17 protein-coding genes, 1 tRNA gene and 2 riboswitches are annotated in these 16,587 nt (G+C 70.3%); of the genes, 11 read left to right on the top strand and 7 right to left on the bottom strand.

All coding sequences use genetic code 11. From position 1 onward, the window contains the following. Positions 1-4: 4 nt before the first annotated feature. Positions 5-1,048 (top strand): hypothetical protein, encoded by a 1,044-nt coding sequence (locus tag ACWCRD_RS36920; protein WP_450970069.1) that lies wholly within the window; start codon positions 5-7, stop codon positions 1,046-1,048. A gap of 297 nt (positions 1,049-1,345) precedes the next feature. On the opposite strand, the gene ACWCRD_RS36925 is transcribed toward ACWCRD_RS36920, so the two are convergent. After that, positions 1,346-1,723, bottom strand: a complete 378-nt coding sequence (locus ACWCRD_RS36925) for an ArsR/SmtB family transcription factor (RefSeq protein ID WP_450970070.1) — start codon at positions 1,721-1,723, stop codon at positions 1,346-1,348. A gap of 80 nt (positions 1,724-1,803) precedes the next feature. Further along, positions 1,804-2,007: riboswitch (cobalamin riboswitch) on the top strand. Positions 2,008-2,034: 27 nt separating this feature from the next. Between ACWCRD_RS36925 and ACWCRD_RS36930 the strand changes: the two genes are divergently transcribed. From ACWCRD_RS36930 to ACWCRD_RS36940, 3 genes are all read left to right on the top strand, one after another. Continuing rightward, positions 2,035-3,144, top strand: a complete 1,110-nt coding sequence (locus ACWCRD_RS36930; protein WP_450970071.1) for a HoxN/HupN/NixA family nickel/cobalt transporter — start codon at positions 2,035-2,037, stop codon at positions 3,142-3,144. Positions 3,145-3,781: 637 nt separating this feature from the next. Then, a complete protein-coding gene (locus tag ACWCRD_RS36935) occupies positions 3,782-3,991 on the top strand; it encodes a fibronectin type III-like domain-contianing protein (protein ID WP_450970072.1) in 210 nt (69 codons plus the stop codon). A 155-nt stretch (positions 3,992-4,146) separates the two neighbouring features. Continuing rightward, complete coding sequence (locus ACWCRD_RS36940; protein ID WP_450970073.1) at positions 4,147-4,413, top strand: hypothetical protein; 267 nt, start codon at positions 4,147-4,149, stop codon at positions 4,411-4,413. Between the two features lie 91 nt (positions 4,414-4,504). Here the strand turns inward: ACWCRD_RS36940 and ACWCRD_RS36945 are convergent, their stop codons facing one another. Both ACWCRD_RS36945 and ACWCRD_RS36950 read right to left on the bottom strand, forming a co-directional pair. Continuing rightward, positions 4,505-4,762, bottom strand: a complete 258-nt coding sequence (locus ACWCRD_RS36945) for a hypothetical protein (protein ID WP_450970074.1) — start codon at positions 4,760-4,762, stop codon at positions 4,505-4,507. A 128-nt stretch (positions 4,763-4,890) separates the two neighbouring features. After that, a complete protein-coding gene (locus ACWCRD_RS36950) occupies positions 4,891-5,442 on the bottom strand; it encodes a TSCPD domain-containing protein (protein WP_450970075.1) in 552 nt (183 codons plus the stop codon). 199 nt (positions 5,443-5,641) lie between these two features. Here ACWCRD_RS36950 and ACWCRD_RS36955 point away from each other — a divergent pair, with 199 nt between their 5' ends. Continuing rightward, entirely contained in the window at positions 5,642-6,193 is a 552-nt protein-coding gene (locus ACWCRD_RS36955; protein ID WP_450970076.1) for an NADPH-dependent FMN reductase, read from the top strand. A 233-nt stretch (positions 6,194-6,426) separates the two neighbouring features. On the opposite strand, the gene ACWCRD_RS36960 is transcribed toward ACWCRD_RS36955, so the two are convergent. Together ACWCRD_RS36960 and ACWCRD_RS36965 are read right to left on the bottom strand one after the other, a co-directional pair. Then, complete coding sequence (locus ACWCRD_RS36960; protein WP_450970077.1) at positions 6,427-7,059, bottom strand: GTP cyclohydrolase II; 633 nt, start codon at positions 7,057-7,059, stop codon at positions 6,427-6,429. A gap of 122 nt (positions 7,060-7,181) precedes the next feature. Continuing rightward, positions 7,182-7,697, bottom strand: coding sequence for a MarR family winged helix-turn-helix transcriptional regulator (locus tag ACWCRD_RS36965; protein ID WP_450970078.1), 516 nt, complete (start codon positions 7,695-7,697; stop codon positions 7,182-7,184). A 66-nt stretch (positions 7,698-7,763) separates the two neighbouring features. Here ACWCRD_RS36965 and ACWCRD_RS36970 point away from each other — a divergent pair, with 66 nt between their 5' ends. The 6 genes from ACWCRD_RS36970 (at position 7,764) to ACWCRD_RS36995 (ending at position 14,144) form a co-directional block, all read left to right on the top strand. Then, positions 7,764-8,894 carry a dihydrofolate reductase family protein gene (locus ACWCRD_RS36970; protein ID WP_450970079.1) on the top strand — a complete coding sequence of 377 codons (1,131 nt, stop codon included), beginning with the start codon at positions 7,764-7,766 and terminating at the stop codon, positions 8,892-8,894. A 218-nt stretch (positions 8,895-9,112) separates the two neighbouring features. Beyond that, positions 9,113-10,336: an alginate lyase family protein gene (locus tag ACWCRD_RS36975; protein WP_450970080.1), complete on the top strand. Its 1,224-nt coding sequence runs from the start codon at positions 9,113-9,115 to the stop codon at positions 10,334-10,336. A 100-nt stretch (positions 10,337-10,436) separates the two neighbouring features. Further along, positions 10,437-10,510, top strand: a tRNA-Met gene (locus tag ACWCRD_RS36980). Between the two features lie 130 nt (positions 10,511-10,640). Then, positions 10,641-11,726: a PP2C family protein-serine/threonine phosphatase gene (locus ACWCRD_RS36985; protein ID WP_450970081.1), complete on the top strand. Its 1,086-nt coding sequence runs from the start codon at positions 10,641-10,643 to the stop codon at positions 11,724-11,726. Between the two features lie 164 nt (positions 11,727-11,890). After that, positions 11,891-12,047: riboswitch (cyclic di-AMP (ydaO/yuaA leader) on the top strand. 12 nt (positions 12,048-12,059) lie between these two features. Then, a complete protein-coding gene (locus ACWCRD_RS36990; RefSeq protein WP_450970082.1) occupies positions 12,060-13,085 on the top strand; it encodes a M23 family metallopeptidase in 1,026 nt (341 codons plus the stop codon). 108 nt (positions 13,086-13,193) lie between these two features. Further along, the gene (locus ACWCRD_RS36995; RefSeq protein ID WP_450970083.1) at positions 13,194-14,144 is read left to right on the top strand and encodes an aldo/keto reductase; all 951 of its coding nucleotides are present in this window, start codon (positions 13,194-13,196) and stop codon (positions 14,142-14,144) included. A 12-nt stretch (positions 14,145-14,156) separates the two neighbouring features. Here the strand turns inward: ACWCRD_RS36995 and ACWCRD_RS37000 are convergent, their stop codons facing one another. Together ACWCRD_RS37000 and trmB are read right to left on the bottom strand one after the other, a co-directional pair. Continuing rightward, on the bottom strand, positions 14,157-15,476 hold the full coding sequence (locus ACWCRD_RS37000) for a PrsW family intramembrane metalloprotease (RefSeq protein ID WP_450970084.1): 1,320 nt from the start codon (positions 15,474-15,476) through the stop codon (positions 14,157-14,159). 69 nt (positions 15,477-15,545) lie between these two features. After that, complete coding sequence (gene trmB / locus ACWCRD_RS37005; protein ID WP_450970085.1) at positions 15,546-16,406, bottom strand: tRNA (guanosine(46)-N7)-methyltransferase TrmB; 861 nt, start codon at positions 16,404-16,406, stop codon at positions 15,546-15,548. Between the last annotated feature and the right edge of the window lie 181 nt (positions 16,407-16,587).

Consider the following 16,587-nt stretch of genomic DNA (forward strand, 5'->3'; position numbering starts at 1 on the left):
TGTTATGCGGCGCAAGACGTCGTACGCCGCGCTCGTGGTGTCCGCTGCCCTGTTGGCTTCCTGTTCCGGTTCCGACGATGTGGAATTGGGAACGGACTGGAAGGGATCGCAGACCTTTGTGACTGCGAGCGTGTCCGGGCACACAGTGGTGGTCGGCATCAACCCCGAAGCCCACCACGCGCAGGCGCTGGCTGTTGTGCCGCAGAAGGACGGCGACGATGACGTGCTGGCTCCTCAGCTCGTGCAGTCGGCCGATGGGACGTGGTGGCTGTCAACGCCCCGCAAAGGGGAGCGCCCGGACCGCCTTTTCGCGCTGAACACCGCCCGGCACGCCCTGGAGGAGAAAGACGATACGGAGCGGCTACGTGAACTCGTGCCGGGCAAGAACCTGGTCGCGGCCGTTCATGACTCCTCCGGAAGCGATCAGAGTGCTGCCACGGCGGACAGCGAAACCACCAGTGTGCTGATACGCAATGCGAAGACGTGGAGGAAGGTCCGGGACGTGCAGGTTCCGGGACCGGTCACGCTGGCGGCGTCCGATCCGTCCAGTGACACGGTGTGCCTGGCTACCGGACAGGGATCCGACGTGAAGGCGAGTGTGCTCGACCTCACCACCGGCAGGACCAGGCAGGTCGGGGGGGCCGGGGGTGTGCAGGTGCAGCAACTGGCATGTCCGGCAGGCACGCCGGTCCTGGCCGGTACCCCTACCCGGAACAGCCAGGGAACCACGGTGAAAGTGACCCTGAAGAACGCTGACGAGGCAACGGTGGTGAGCGCAGTCGGCGGAAGGGTCGATGCCGTGCAGGCGTCGAAGAACACCGTCGTGGTCGCGGTGAGCTCCGGTGAGGACAGCGATCTCATCGAGCTGGACCGGAGGAGCGGGCGTGAACTGCGGCGCGTGACAGTCAAGGGCATGGACAGCTCGTCTCTGCTGCGGCACACGCGGGATGGCTGGGTGATGTTCTCGGACAGCACCGCGACCTTGGTGGACCTGGACAAGGGGACGTACCAGACGTTCAACCTGCCGGGGACGCTGACGAGCTTCTGAGTCGGCGCGAAAGGGGGCCTCCACGCGTCGTCCGGTGCGCAGGCCCCTCACATTGAACGAGTCGGGATGCGTGAGCGATGCGTGAGCGGATGATCCAGCAGAGACCATCACGGTGCGGACGAAGCAAGATCCCATCAGGACTCTTAAGCCATTGGTTGTGGGTTCGAGTCCCACAGGGCCTACCGGTGGTAGGCGGGGGATATGCCCTCCGACCTGCTACGCAGCGCCTGAGTCGGCTTCGGTCGGGCCGGGCGCTGTGGCGTTTTCGGGCCGGTGCGTGAGCAGCCGCACATACCGTCAGCCCGAGCCGCCTTCCCCTGTCGATTCCGGCGTGCAGTGTTTCAGCAGCGCGGAGATCGGGCCCTCGACGAGTCGGTAGCGCACGATCCGGCCGTCCTTCTCGCCCTCGACGATGCCCGCGGTCCGCAGGAGACGCAGAGCCTGGGAGACGGCCGTGTCCCGCATGCCGCTGGCGACGGCGAGGTCGGAGACGGCGATGGGGCCGGCCTCCTGGAGGGCGAACAGCAAGGACAGGCGTCCGGGATCGGAGAGCAGCGAGAAGCGATCGGCCCAGGCGCGCACGCGCTCGGGGTCGCCGACGGCGGCGATGGCATCGCAGACCCGATGGCCGTCAATGGTGCGCCGCCCGGCGTGTTCCGCGGGGACGAGATGCATGGGTCCATCATCGCAGCGAACAGCTGCCGATCTCCATACCTGTTCAGCTGTGCAGCCTTGCAGCCACTGCCTGCGGCCTTCTAGGGTGAGCGGGCCGTGGTGTTCGGGAAGCCGGTGACAGCCTTCAGGGGCTCAGTCCGGAGCGGCCCTCGCCACTGTGATCGGGGAGTTCGTCGCCCACGTCCCGCAGGGGACAGCCACTGGCCGCCGCAAGGCGGTTGGGAAGGCGGGCGGCGGACGTAGGACCCGTCAGCCAGGAGACCGGCCACGGCATCACGAAGCTGATCCACGAGGTGCTGGAGCGTGACCGAATGACCGTGTCCCAAGGCGTGCCCGAAACCGCCGCCGCCCCGTCCTTCCGCTGGCGTCGCGAGGACACCGTCAGGACCGCGGGCCTGCTGGCTGTGATCGTCGCTCTGCATGTGGCCGCCTTCGGGATCCTCTTCCTCCTCGTGATCCCCCATCACTACGCGGTCGGTACCCAGGCGTTCGGGGTCGGCCTCGGCATCACCGCCTACACGCTCGGCATGCGGCATGCCTTCGACGCCGACCACATCGCCGCCATCGACAACACCACCCGCAAGCTGATGGCCGACGGAAAGCGGCCGGTGTCGGTGGGCTTCTGGTTCGCGCTCGGGCACTCCAGCGTGGTGGTCGTCATGGCCGCGCTGGTCGCCGGGGGCGCGCACCTCGCCGGCACCCTGATGAACGACAGCTCCCCGACCCACCAGGTGCTCGGCACGGTGGGCACCACGGTCTCCGGCGGCTTCCTGTACCTCATCGCCGCCCTCAACCTCGTCGCCCTCGTCCGCATCGCACGCGTCTTCCGTGCGATGCGGGCCGGACACTACGACGAGGCGGAGCTGGAGGCGCACCTGGACTCGCGCGGCTTCATGAACCGCATCCTGGGACGCCTCACCAGGTCCATCCGCCGCCCCGGCCAGATGTTCCCTCTCGGCTTCCTGTTCGGGATCGGCTTCGACACCACGACCGAGGTCCTGCTGCTCGCCCTGGCCGGCAACGGCGCCGCCGCCGGGCTGCCGTGGTACGCGATCCTGTGCCTGCCCCTGCTCTTCGCGGCGGGCATGAGCCTGTTCGACACCCTCGACGGCACCTTCATGAACTTCGCCTACCAGTGGGCGTTCTCCAACCCCGTTCGCAAGGTGTTCTACAACCTCACGATCACCGGCCTGTCCATCGCAGTGGCCTTCTTCGTCGGCACGATCGAACTGGTCGGCGTGCTGCACGACAAGCTCGGTCTGCAGGACGCCGTCACCGGCTGGATATCCGGGCTGGACCTGGACAACGTCGGCTACGTCATCGTCGGTCTGTTCGTGGCCGTCTGGGCCATGGCGGTCGTGTACTGGCGCCTGGCCAAGGTCGAGGAACGCTGGAGCGCCCGCACCGCCGACACCGGCTGACGGCACAGCGTCCATCGCCTCTCGACTTCAGTCGGTGCAAGCAGCGACCAAAGTCGCCGTGGTTCAGCATTTCGGCCGCTGCCCGGCTCGGTTCGCCGCTGCGAGGCTGCCGTCATGGACAAAGCGAAGATCTCGCGTCGGGCCTTCGCCGGCCTGGCGGTGGCCGCCTGTACGGGTCTCGTGACGCCGATGGTGAAGGCCCCCCGAGGACGGCGAGTCGACGTCCTGCTGGCCCGAATGACCGTCGCCGACAAGATCGCGCAGCTGAACATCCCGGTCTGTCTGCCCCAGGCACTCCTCGGCGACTCCACGGATCCGACCGGCACGCGGGAGCACCGGGAGGCGTACGTGCCCGGCGCCACGGTGGTCGGGAGGAAGGCGGACCGGATGAGGCTGGGCCCGGGCGGGGGGTTCTTCGGCCTGGCCAACCAGTCCCTCTCCGGCTCCGTCCCGGTGCCTCGTCCACTGAGCCCGCGGCAACAGGCGCTGCAGCACAACCACTTGCAGCGCCTCGCCCGCGCCAACCCGCTCGGCATCCCCCTGCTGCAGATCAGCGAGGGCACCCACGGCTCGGTCGGACCCGGCTCGACCATCTTTCCCGAGGGGCTGGCGCTGGGCGGACGACCAGGCGTCGGCGTTGCTGCTGTACATCCGGCTGCGGGGTGTGCGGAAGGGCCATGTGGAGCCCGGGAAGCGGGTCACCGTCACCTTCGGCATCGTGCCGAGCCGCGATCTCACCCTGGTGGACGGCGAGATGCGCACGGTCGTCGAGCCGGGCACGTTCGAGATCAAGGTCGGGCGCTCCGCGGCGGACATCCGCCGACGGGCGGTTCTCCGCGTCACCTGAGGCCGTCCCCAGCGGCGCTTCCGGGTGAGATCACGTTTGAGATCACGAAACCTGGCGCGCTGCCGTCCGTTTTGGGGTATTTCGCACTAATCTCCCGTTGCAGCAAGGAGTTGATCTGTCACAGGTCGCATCCACTTCGCTCCACCGGAGATGACATGCACAAGCTTCGCAAGGCCGCCGTCCTGGTCGCCGCCCTCGGGAGTGTCGCGTTTCTGGGCGCAGGCGGCGCCCATGCCGACGGTGGCGTCGGCGTCCAGCAGAGCACCACTTGCAGGTCGCACGACCTGAACATCAGCGTCCTTGGTGAGGTCGGGCTCATCGACGGCCTGTTGGGCAACGCCCTCAACGGCGAGGGCAACACGGGGGCGCAGAGCACCTCCGAGGGCTCGGACATGGGCTGCAGCAACGCCTTCGGCAAGTAGTCGCGGACGGCTGCTGCCGGATGAGCGGCCTGCCGGGCGGAGCGCCCGGCAGGCCGTGGCCGTTCCTCGCGGCCTGCCGGGCGGTGCTTCGTTACTTGGATGCCGGCGGAGTGACGTTCCCGAGGTTGAAGTCGCTCCCTGTCGTGAAGGCGGGGGCCGCGTCCGGGCTGCCGTGGCGCCCGCTGCGGCTGTCGTCGTCGTAGGCCACGGCGTTGGACTGCGAGTTGGCCACCGCGGTGACGCCCTCGTCGTCGTGGCCGTGGTCGTGGGCGGAGCTGACGCCGGCACCGAAGGCGGAGAGGCTCGCGATCGCCGCGGCTACGACGGCAACACGCTGAAACTTGCGCATGGTTAGACCCTTTCTTGCCCGGGCGCGACGCCCTGGCTTGGCTACGTATTGTGACAATATATGCACTGATAGTAGTCATTTGGGATCTTTGGGTTGTTTGCGCGCCGTGTCGTTTTTTCGTACGACCGTCAGCCGCGGCGCGGCCGCCCCACCACTGGTGCGGACATGGACAGGCCCACGAGATCGGTCCAGACGGCCTCGCCGACACCGTCGAGGGTCTGTTTCGCGGCGCGTTCCGCGGCGGTGAGGATGCCGAGGCCGGCCCGGGTCTCGTAGGGCAGGTGGTCGAGGGCGAGGCGGCGGCCGACGTAGTCGATGACGGAGCCGGCCTGCTTGATGTCCGGGTCGTTGGTGAGGCCGGAGGGCTCGAAGCGCGTCCCGACGTAGTCCGCGACGAGGATTTCGAGCGGGACGCCGTGCTGGAGGCCCCGGGTGACGGTCGAGGAGAAGGCGTCCATCATGCCCGCGAGCGTGGAGCCCTGCTTGGCCATGCGGACCATCACCCCGGTGACGCGGCCATCGGGGGCGTGCGCGACGGTCAGGTATCCCTTGCCCTCGCCGACGCTGAACGACCGGGTCGTCGACCGCATCCGCCTGGCGGGGCGCGGTACGGCGGTCCGCGCCACCGCCCGGGTCTCGCCGGCCGCCCGTGTCGTACCGTCCCCGAATCGCTCAGTCATGAACGCCCTCACTCGTCGTCGATCTGCGGCTGCCTGGGACATCCGTGGCCCAATTCCGGCACAGTGCACCCTTGTACACAATCTGTGGGCACCAACTCGCCTTCTGCCACAACATGTTGGGGTCGAAGATAGGGGCGGCAGGGCGGACGAGTGGCTGTGGCGCGCCGGAAAGGGGGCCGGTACGCAGTAAGTTGGGCCGATGTCCACGTTGCCGGTGATCCTTTTGCTGTCCGGGAGTCTGCGGGTCGGCTCCACCAACGAGGCCGTGTTGCGCACCGCGCGGGCCGTGGCGCCGTCGGTGCCGGTGGAGGCCGTGTTCTACGACGGTCTGGCGGGCCTTCCGCACTTCAACCCGGATGACGACGTGGATCCGCTGCCGGAGGCCGTGGCCGGGCTGCGGGCGGCGATCGAGGGGGCGGCCGGGGTGCTGGTCTGTGCTCCGGAGTACGCGGGGACCCTGCCGGGAGCGTTCAAGAACCTGCTCGACTGGACGGTCGGCGGCACCGAGATCTGCGACAAGCCGGTGGCCTGGGTCAACGCGGCCGCACCGGGGCGCGGCCAGGGCGCGGAGGCCACGCTGCGGACGGTGCTCGGCTACACCGGCGCCGACATCGTGGAGGCGGCCTGCGTGAAGGTCCCGGTGCGGCGCGAGACGGTCGGCGTGGACGGGGTCGTAGACGATCCGGAGGTGCGCCGCCGACTTGCGGAGGTACTACGGCTGTTGGCTGCCCGGGCGGCCACGACTGCGTGAGGCGCGAGCGCGGTCCGGCGCTGCGGGGTGTGCCTGCGCCCACCCGCGCCGCCCCTGGGGGTACCTCCTAGGCCCCAAAAGCGTCCGTCCCGCCGCTGGGCGCCGCGCTGGACGGGACCGTGGAGGTGTCCAGCCCGGTCGGCGGGCCGACGGTGATCGACGTACTGCTGCCGTGCGTGTGGTGAACGGCGGCTGCCCGGCACCCCGCGGTCATCGGCCCGAGCCGGCCCGGATCAGCCCGCGCTCAGCTCCGCCAGCGGCAGCGTGTGCTGGGTCTGGAGGACCTTCGCGCGCAGGTAGCGGACATTGTGGGCGGTGGTGAAGACGCCCGTGGGGACGCGGTCCTGGACGTCGATGCCCAGATCGCGGAGCTGACCGGCCTTGTCGGGGTTGTTGGACAGCAGGTCCAGGCTGCCGATGCCCAGGGCTTCCAGCATCTGCGCGGCCGCCGTGTAGTCACGGTCGTCCTCGGGCAGCCCCAGGGCCGCGTTCGCCTCGTAGGTGTCGAGGCCCTGGTCCTGGAGGGCGTAGGCGTCCAGCTTGTTGTAGAGGCCGATGCCGCGGCCCTCCTGGCGCAGGTAGAGCAGTACGCCGCCGCGGTCCGCGATCCGCTCGACCGCCTCGCGCAGCTGCGGACCGCAGTCGCAGCGGGCCGAGCCGAACACGTCACCGGTCAGGCACTCGGAATGCAGGCGGACCAGGGGCGTTGTACCGGGAGCCGGGTCGCCCAGGACGACGGCGACGTGCTCCTGGCCGTCGGTCAGGCCGTGGAAGGTGACCAGTTCGGCGTCGACGCTGTAGCCGTCCTGGAAGCGCAGCGGCACCCGGACGCGGGAGCGCGGGGTGGCGGCGGGGAAGTCGGGCATGCGGGTCTCCGGGGTCGTCCATATCTGCTTCAGTTTTGAAGCAGCTGCATGGTCCGGAACCCTACCCCATGCTTTAAATTTGAAGCAACAGCTTTTCGGGACGGTTCAGATTTCCGGCCGCCTCAGGAACACGGACCGGAGGAGCGGCGGCGCCAGGGGACCTCTTCCGAGGTGGGGCGCTCCTCCTCCCGCTCCAGTGCCTGCACCACTCCCGAGAAGATCTCCTCCAGCTGCTCCACCTGCTGCGGGGTCAGCTGGTCGAAGAGCAGCGAACGCACGGTCTCCACATGTCCGGGCGCCGTCCGCTCCAGCACGGCCATCCCCTCGTCGGTGAGCAGGGCGAAGCTGCTGCGCTTGTCCCACTGGCAGTCCTCGCGCCGGATCAGACCGTCCTTCTCCAGCCGGGTGACGGCATACGTCAGCCGGCTGCGTGTGATCTTCGCCCGCTCGGCGAGATCGGTCATGCGCAGCCTGCCGTCCGGCGCCTCGGAGAGGTTGGCCAGGATGGAGTAGTACAGATGCGGCATGCCGGCGTCCTGCTGGAGCTGCCGGTCGATGGCGTCCTCCAGGAGGTGCGTCGCCGCGATGTACGCGCGCCAGGCGCGCTGCTCCTTCTCCGTGAGCCAGCGAGTCGTCATACGTCCAGTGTAGGTTTGTTTCAAACTTTAACCAAGACTGTCCGCCGCCGAGAGTGAGCGCGTCCGATGCCGTTCCCGTACGTCCTGCTGTCCGCCGCCGTCTCCCTCGACGGCTACCTCGACGACACCGGCCCCGAGCGCCTGCTGCTCTCCAGCCCGGCGGACTTCGACCGCGTGGACGAGGTCCGAGCCTCCGTGGACGCGATCCTCATCGGCGCCGGCACGATCCGCGCCGACAACCCGCGCCTGCTGGTCAACTCGCCCGAGCGCCGTGCCGCCCGCATGGCCGCCGGACAGCCCGAGTACCCCCTCAAGGTCACCGTCAGCGGCTCCGGCGACCTGGATCCGGACGCCAATTTCTGGCACACGGGCGGCGAGAAGCTCGTCTGCACGACCGACAAGGGCGCCGAGCGCGCCCGCGCCCTGGGCCTCGCCGCCGACGTCGTACCGCTCGGCCCCGACCTCGACTGGCGCCGCCTCCTGGAGCATCTGCACGAGGTACGCGGCGTGCGGCGCCTGATGGTCGAGGGCGGCGGCACGATCCACACCCAGCTCCTCCAGCAGGGCCTCGCCGACGAACTCCAGCTCGTCCTGGCCCCCCTCTTCGTGGGCGACCCGGACGCCCCCCGCCTCTTCGGCCCCGGCGCCTACCAGCCCGGACGCCTGCGCCTGACGGAAACCCGCCGGATCGAGGACGTCGTCCTCATGCGCTACGAGCCCACGGCCCCCGGCACCGGCCCGCTCCCCACCGCCGCCGACCGCCGCTGGCTGGCCCTCGCCTGCGACCTCGCGGCGCTGTGCCCGCCCTCGGGCACGGCCTTCAGCGTCGGCGCGGTGATCGTCGCCGCCGACGGCACGGAACTCGCCCGCGGCCACTCCCGCGAGGGCGACGACCCGGTCGTCCACGCCGAGGAGGCGGCCCTCGCCAAGCTGGACCCGGCCGACCCGAGGCTGGCGTCGGCAACGGTCTACAGCAGCCTGGAACCCTGCGCCCACCGCGCCTCCCGCCCCAAGCCCTGCGCACGGCTGATCCTCGACGCGGGGGTACGCCGGGTGGTCACGGCCTGGCGCGAGCCGGACACCTTCGTGACAGGGGCGGACGGGAGCGGGCTGCTGGCGGGGCGGGGGGTCGAGGTGGTCGTACTGGAGGAGTTTGCCGGGCGGGCGAAGGCGCCGAACGAACATTTGTTGCGGTGACTGTGTCGGGGGATGCTTCAGCGCCGTACCGCACCTTTCAGCCTGTCCGGCGTTTGAGGACGAGGCCGTTCAGGCCGACAGCGGCGGTGCTCGGGGCGGCAGCCCCCAGCACCGCCCGCGCACAACCCCCCGCACCGGCCGATCGGCCCAACAGATCCTGCGCCCGACCTCCGGAAGGGCGACCCTGACCGTACCGGCCGGAGGCGATCGCGGAGGTAGTGCCAGTGAGGTCAGTTCCCAGACGTGCGGCGGCAGTTCTCCTCGTCCTCCTGCTGACGGCGCTCGTCGCCTCCTGCGGCACCGACCCCGGCACCCGCACCATGGCGAGGGCGCTGCCCCCGGGCGCACCGTTCACCCACCCCGGTGTCCTCGTCAGCCAGGCCCAGCTGGACGTCGTACGCAAGAACGTCATCGCGGGCAAGCAGCCCTGGCTGCAGGCGTTCCTCGACATGCGGGACAGCAAGTACGGGTCGTACAAGTACACGGCCCAGCCGACCGCGGTCGTCAACTGCCCCTGGGGCGGCAAGGGCGCGAAGGGCTGTCTTGAGGAGCGGCAGGACGCCATCGCCGCCTACACGCAGGCGCTCCTGTACAGCGTCACCGGCGAGCGGCAGCACGCCCTCAAGGCCCGGGAGATCATGGACGCCTGGTCGGCGCAGCTGAAGCGGCACACGGCGCAGGACGCCCAGCTGCAGTCCTCCTGGGCCGGGTCGACCTGGGCGCGGGCCGCGGAGATCATCCGGTACGCACCGGGCGCCGGCTGGCCCGCCGACCGCGTACGGCGGTTCACGGCCATGCTGCGCACCGCCTACCTCCCCGAGGTCACCAGGGACCTTCCCGACTACAACGGCAACTGGGACCTCGCGATGACCGACGCCGCCATCGGGATCGCCGTCTTCACCGACGACCACAAGACCTTCGACACCGCCGTCAAACGCTTCCGCGGCCTGGTGCCCGACTACTTCTATCTGCGCAAGGACGGCAAGATCCCGCTCACCCCGGCCGGCTCCGACGCCAACACCGTGCAGAAGCTGGAGACGTACTGGTTCAAGGAGACGAAGTTCGAGGACGGCATCGCGCAGGAGACCTGCCGCAACTTCAAGCACGTCGGCTACTCCCTCGCCGCCACCGCGCACATCGCCGAGACCGCCTGGCACCAGGGTGTCGACCTGTACGGCGACGTCAAGGACCGGCTGAAGGCGGCCCTCGACTTCCACGCCCGCTACGAGATGGGGGCCAAGCCTCCGCGGTGGCTGTGCGGCGGCAGGGTCGTCGGGAACATGGGCCCCGACCTGGAGGTCGCCCTCAACCACCTGGAGAACCGGCTCGGCACCCCCGTCCCGGCCGCCCACAAGCTGGTCGAGCAGACCCGCCCGGCCGGCACCGACGACCTCTTCGTCTCCTGGGAGACCCTCACCCACGCGGACAACCCGGCCGCCTGACGGAGGCCCTGCGGACCCCCGAAAAACGCAGGTGAACGGGAGCGGAGACAAACCCTGGCGCAGACAGCCCCGCGGATGGCGTATGCTGGTTACACAACGACGCGGGGTGGAGCAGCTCGGTAGCTCGCTGGGCTCATAACCCAGAGGTCGCAGGTTCAAATCCTGTCCCCGCTACTCAAGGCTCAGGGCCGGAGTCCAGTCACTGGACTCCGGCCCTGAGTGTTTCCCCCGGTCGGGGGCCTGAGTGTGCTCCCCCGGTCGGACCATCCGGCTCGCCCCGCGCCGCCGCACCGGGAAACCTGGAGTGGTGGAGCAGGAGGGGCCGATCTCATACGCACGCACCTTCGTGCGGCTGCTCCCGGCGCTGCTGATCGTCGGCGGGACCTTCTACGACTACCTCACCCCGTCGCGGTTCACGGCCGGCCCCCTCTTCACCGCCGCGCCCCTGGTCGCCGCCCCGCTCTACTCACGCCGCGGCACGGTCCTCACCGGCCTCGCGACCGTCCTCGTCGTCACCGCGATCCACGCCCAGGTGGGCATCCTCCTCCAGGTGGAGGCGATCACCGAGCTGGCCACCATCGCGACGGTCTCCGTCCTGGCCGTCCTCATCAACCTCCTCGTCCGCCGCAGCCGCGAGGAGCTCGCCTCGCAGCGCGAGATCGCCGAGGCCGCCCAGCGCGCGGTGCTGCCCGAACCCGCCGAGCAGATCGGAGGGTTCGCGATCGCGGCACGGTACGAGGCCGCGCAGGCGGACGCGTCCATCGGCGGCGACCTGTACGCCGTGCAGGACAGCCCGCACGGCGTACGGCTGGTCGTGGGTGACGTGCGCGGAAAGGGGATGGGGGCGGTGGCCGCCGTGGCCGTCGTCATCGGGGCGTTCCGGGAGGCCGCCGAGCAGGAGGCCACGCTGGAGGCGGTCGCGCAGCGGCTGGACCGGGCGCTGGCGCGCGAGGCGGCGCGGCGCGAGGGCATCGAGTTGTTCGAGGGGTTCACCACCGCCGTGCTCGCCGAACTCCCGCACGGCGAGGGCGTCGTCCGTATCGTCACCCGCGGCCACCCGCCCCCGCTGCTGCTGTGCCCCGACGGCACGGTGCACACCCTGCACGCCCGCGAGCCCGCGCTGCCGCTCGGCATGGCCGACTTCGGGAGCCGGCCCGACCGAGCGGAGGAGATCGCGTTCGGCAGCGGGGCCACGCTGCTGCTGTACACCGACGGGCTGTCCGAGGCGCGGGACGAGAAGGGGCGGTTCTTCGAACCCGCGGACCGGCTTGCCGGCCGGGTCTTCCACGAGCCCGCCGCGCTGCTCGTCACCCTCGCGCGGGAGGTGCGCAGATACGCCGGCGAGGCCATGGCGGACGACATGGCGCTGCTCGCCGTACGACGGCCCTGAGGTTCCTGAGGCGCGGTCAACTCGCCCGTTTTTCACCGTTCATGCGCCGTCTGTCCAGGTCAGAAAGGTTAATGATCAAGCGGAACACCTTGGAAACGACACCCCGGGTCTATTAACGTTCGATAACGCAGCGCGGTCGTCCCAGCCGTCACAAGAGGCGGCTCCGTGCGCACGCGCCGAATCCCGCAAGGGAACCGGGGAACCACCACCCTGGGGTGAATCGCGCCGACACCGCCGTGGCAGCACGGCAGGTATACGCGCGTAGGAGACCTTCCTGCTCCGAACCCGTCAGCTAACCCGGTAGGCGAGAAGGAAGGAAAGGAGCACGCCCACGTGGCGTCCAACCCGCCTGCCCCACAAGCCCCGTTCGTGCCAAGCACCGAACCCTTCGGATTCGCCGGCCGACGCACCGACGAGGGCCCCTGGGAGGAGTGGAATCCCACCGAGGACTCCATCGCCCCCATCCGCGGCCGGCACCGCGTCGCCAAGCAGCGCGGCGGGGGACTCGCCCGCAGCTCCACGGTCCTGGGCGTCGGCGTCATAGCCGCCGTCGGCGCGGGCGGCATGGCCAGCGCCAACACCGGCAAGCCGCCGGTGTCGATCTCCATGCCCGATCTCGCCTCCGTGAGCCATGTGTTCGGCGGCGGCTCCGACGCCCCCAAGGGCTCCGCGACCGCGCTCAGCGATGTCGCCACCACCTCCGTCGGCACCGCACAGGGCGCCAGGGGTGCCGGTGAGGCGCTGCGCGACCGGATCATGGCGCAGGCCGCGTCGCAGCAGGTCCAGATCGACAGCAAGAGCCAGGCGGCCGGCGAGGCGGCCCTCGCGAAGCAGATCGACGACGCCGCGGCCAAGGCCGAGCAGGACGCCGCGGCCAAGGCCGCCGCCGCGAAGGAGAAGGCGGAGGCGGCGGCCAAGCAGGCAGCCGAGGACGCGAAGCTCGCGGAGCTGGCCAAGCAGTACACGCTGCCGGTCGTCTCCTACACGATCACCGGCACCTTCGGTCAGGCCGGCTCCATGTGGTCCTCCGGCTACCACACGGGCCTCGACTTCGCCGCCCCCACGGGCACGCTCATCAAGGCCATCCACTCCGGCACCATCACGCAGGCCGGCTGGGCGGGCGCGTACGGCTACCGCACGATCCTCACCCTCGACGACGGTACGGAGCTCTGGTTCTGCCACCAGTCGTCGATCAGCGTCAGCGTCGGCCAGAAGGTCAGCACGGGTGACGTCATCGGCCGCGTCGGCGCCACCGGCAACGTGACCGGCCCGCACTGCCACCTCGAGGTTCACCCCGGCGGCCAGGCCACCGGCATCGACCCGATGCCGTGGCTGCGCAGCAAGGGCCTCAACCCCTGACACCCGTACGCTCTCCGTCCGTACCCGGAGTGCCGTAGTCCGCTTGTTTACGGGATTTTTGCGCCCGCCGCGGAAGACCGGCCCCCGGGGCGGGCGTTGACGTAGACCATGACTTCTCCTTCTCTGCGCAAGCTCGGCTCCTCCGGCCTCGAGGTCTTCCCGCTCTCCCTGGGCGGCAACGTCTTCGGCTGGACCGCCGACGAGCCCACCTCCTTCGCCGTGCTCGACGCCTATGCGGCCGCCGGCGGCAACTTCGTCGACACCGCCGACTCCTACTCGGCCTGGGTCGACGGCAACCAGGGCGGCGAGTCCGAGACGATCATCGGCAAGTGGGTGAAGGCGCGCGGGAACCGCGACGACGTGGTCATCGCGACCAAGGTCAGCCAGCACCCCGACTTCCAGGGCCTGTCCGCCGCCAACATCAAGGCCGCCGCCGAGGCCTCGCTGCGCCGCCTCGACACCGACCACATCGACGTCTACTACACCCACTTCGACAAGCCCGAGGTGCCGGTCGAGGAGATCATCGGCGCGCTCGACGAGCTGGTGAAGGCGGGCAAGGTCCGGCACATCGCCGCGTCCAACATCTCCGCCGACCGGCTGCGCGCCTCCCTGGAGTTCTCCGACCGCGAGGGCCTGGCCAAGTACGTGGCCCTGCAGCCGCACTACAACTTGGTCTCGCGCGACACGTACGAGGGCGAGCTGCAGGACGTGGCGGCACGCTACGGCCTCGCGGCCGTCCCCTACTTCTCCCTCGCCTCCGGCTTCCTCACCGGCAAGTACCGCCCGGGCGCGAAGGTCGACAGCCCGCGCGCGGGCGGCGCGGCCAAGCACCTGGAGTCCGAGCGCGGGCAGCGGGTCCTGACCGCCCTCGACGAGATCGCCCAGGCCCATGACGCCCCGGTCGCCACGGTCGCCCTGGCCTGGCTCGCCGCCCAGCCGACGGTCGCCGCCCCGATCGCGTCCGCGCGGACGGTCGAGCAGCTCCCGGCGCTGCTGGCGGTGGGCGAACTGACGCTCACCGAGGCCGAGGTCGCCCGCCTGACGGAGGCGTCGGCCTGACCCCCTCGGGTCCTACGACCGGTACGGGTTGTACGCGGGATTCGGCACCGCCGGGTACCCGTACGCCCCGTACACCGGCCAGGGCGGCGGCGCCACCGGCACCGGGGGCGCCGTCATCCGCGCCGCGTGGTCCAGCGCCGGGCGCGCCACCTCGCGGCGGCGCCACAGCTCGTGCAGCAACTCCCGTTCCCTGACGACGAAGTCGGCGCCGGCGCGGCCACGGCGCCCCCGGTGCCGCAGGAAGGCCAGGGAGGTCGCGTACGCCTCGTACCGGGCGACCTCGCGTGCGGCGGGCTTGCCGAGGTGCTGGGCGGCGTGTTCGCGGGCCAGCCGGCGGGCCCGCATCGAACCGAGGGCGTAGGGCTCGGCGGGGGTGAGCCAGCCCGCGACGGCGTAGGCGGGCAGTTCCTCGCGCACGGTGCGCAGTTCGCGCTGGCGGGTCCAGATCACCAGCCAGGTCAGCAGGCCGAACGCGGGCACCATGAAGGCCGCGTACACCGCGAAGAAGCCGTACTCGCCGAAGTTCGAGGAGCCGTTCCAGATCGCGTGCATGCTCATCGCGAGCAGCAGGCCGCAGAGCGGGACGAGGACGCGCCGCAGGTGCTGGCGTTCCGCGGAGAGCGCGGCGACGCCGAAGCCGATGCCGGTGAGGACGGTGAACAGCGGGTGCGCGAACGGGGACATGATGATGCGCACGAAGAACGTCGCCGCGGTGACGGAGGCGATGCCGTGGCCGCCGTTGAGCCGGTCGGTGCCGAAGGCGGTGCCCAGGTAGAGGATGTTCTCGGTGAACGCGAAGCCGGTGGCGGTGACCCCGGCTATCACCACCCCGTCGACGATCCCGGTGAAGTCCCGTCTGCGGAACAGGAACACGAGCAGGACGGCCGCCGCCTTGGAGGACTCCTCGACTATGGGCGCTATGACGGTCGCGCCGAGGGTGTCCGCGCTGGACGGGTCGGCGGTCGCCGTCGCTATCCACTTCGTGGCGAAGCTGTTGGCGACGATCGCTATCAGCGCGGCCGCACAGGCCCCCCAGGCGAAGGCGAACAGCAGATTGCGCCAGGGGCCGGGGGCGACGCGGTCCAGCCAGCGGAACGCCGCCATGAGCAGCGGCACGGGCAGCACGGCCAGCCCGAGCCCCACCAGGAACCCCTCGGTGCCGGTCTGTTCGCGCACCAGGGCGAGGATGACGAGCCCGGAGAGCGCGAGCAGGGTGACGAGCGCGCCATACCGCACCGCTCTGCGCTGCCACCAGTGAGCGTGCCCGAGCGCACCGCCGGCCGGGACGCCGGGGTGTGGCGGATGCGTCGGGTACGGGGGAAAGGTGGCCACGGCATTGACCCTAACGAGCAAGGGCGCCGCCCGCGACGGTACTTCGGATTGCCCGCAGGCCGTGGGGCTTCAGACGCCGGTGTGGGGCTGGTTGTGAGGCTGTACGAGGTGCTGTACGCGACGGAAGAGCAGGTCGTTCACGACATGTCCCTTGTCCAGTCCCTGGCCCTCGAAACGGGTCAGCGGGCGGAAGTCGGGACGGGGCGCGAAACCGCCCTCTGGCTGCGTGTTCTCGAACTCGGGATGCGCCGTCAGCACTTCGAGCATCTGTTCGGCGTACGGTTCCCAGTCGGTCGCGCAGTGCACGATGCCGCCGGGCCTGATCCGGGCCGCGGCGAGGTCGAGGAACTCCGGCTGGATCAGCCGCCGCTTGTGATGCCGCTTCTTCGGCCACGGGTCGGGGAAAAAGACCCGCAGCCCGTCCAGCGAATCCGGGGTGAGCATCTCGCGCAGCAGGATGATCGCGTCCCCGTTGGCCACGCGGACGTTGGACAGCCCGTCGTGGTCGGCGAGGTTGAGCAGATTGCCCTGCCCCGGGGTGTGCACGTCCACGGCGAGAATGTTGGTGTCCGGGTCGGCGGCGGCCATCTGCGCGGTGGCCTCACCCATCCCGAACCCGATCTCCAGCACGACGGGATTGCCGTTCCCGAAGAGCTCGCCGAGATCGAGGGTCCGCTGCCCGTCGACGTCCAGCCCCCACTTCGGCCACAGCCGCTGCAGCGCATCCGCCTGCCCGGCGGTCACCCGGCTCCGCCGCGGCTGAAAACTCCGGATCCGCCGCTCGAAGTGCGACCCGGCGGGATCAGCCCTCGGCCCGTCCGGAAACCGGGGCTCGCCCTTGGCGCGGGTATGCCGGATCGACGCTCCGGGGATGTGCGAGGGGTACTCGCCGGGTGCGGGGGTTTCGTGGGCGTTGAGGGAGTCAGACACAGTGGGGTCGATTTTAAGGGGTGCGGGCAGCTCCCAGCCCGGGTGGCGTCCCTCAGTGCCAGCCGGGGCTTGATCTTTTCAGCCCGTCCGGCGTTTGAGGACGAGGCCCCTTAAGGGCCGAAAGCGGGGGCCTGGGGGCGGCAGCCCCCAGGTACGGGACGGGTAGGGGCGGCGGGGGCGG

Source organism: Streptomyces sp. NPDC002092 (assembly GCF_053593775.1).

Coding starts and splice junctions, on each gene's coding strand:
- ACWCRD_RS36920 (WP_450970069.1), top strand. CDS start 5: ATGCGGCGCAAGACGTCGTACGCCGCGCTCGTGGTGTCCGCTGCCCTG.
- ACWCRD_RS36925 (WP_450970070.1), bottom strand. CDS start 1,723: ATGCATCTCGTCCCCGCGGAACACGCCGGGCGGCGCACCATTGACGGC.
- ACWCRD_RS36930 (WP_450970071.1), top strand. CDS start 2,035: ATGACCGTGTCCCAAGGCGTGCCCGAAACCGCCGCCGCCCCGTCCTTC.
- ACWCRD_RS36940 (WP_450970073.1), top strand. CDS start 4,147: ATGCACAAGCTTCGCAAGGCCGCCGTCCTGGTCGCCGCCCTCGGGAGT.
- ACWCRD_RS36945 (WP_450970074.1), bottom strand. CDS start 4,762: ATGCGCAAGTTTCAGCGTGTTGCCGTCGTAGCCGCGGCGATCGCGAGC.
- ACWCRD_RS36950 (WP_450970075.1), bottom strand. CDS start 5,442: ATGACTGAGCGATTCGGGGACGGTACGACACGGGCGGCCGGCGAGACC.
- ACWCRD_RS36955 (WP_450970076.1), top strand. CDS start 5,642: ATGTCCACGTTGCCGGTGATCCTTTTGCTGTCCGGGAGTCTGCGGGTC.
- ACWCRD_RS36960 (WP_450970077.1), bottom strand. CDS start 7,059: ATGCCCGACTTCCCCGCCGCCACCCCGCGCTCCCGCGTCCGGGTGCCG.
- ACWCRD_RS36965 (WP_450970078.1), bottom strand. CDS start 7,697: ATGACGACTCGCTGGCTCACGGAGAAGGAGCAGCGCGCCTGGCGCGCG.
- ACWCRD_RS36970 (WP_450970079.1), top strand. CDS start 7,764: ATGCCGTTCCCGTACGTCCTGCTGTCCGCCGCCGTCTCCCTCGACGGC.
- ACWCRD_RS36995 (WP_450970083.1), top strand. CDS start 13,194: ATGACTTCTCCTTCTCTGCGCAAGCTCGGCTCCTCCGGCCTCGAGGTC.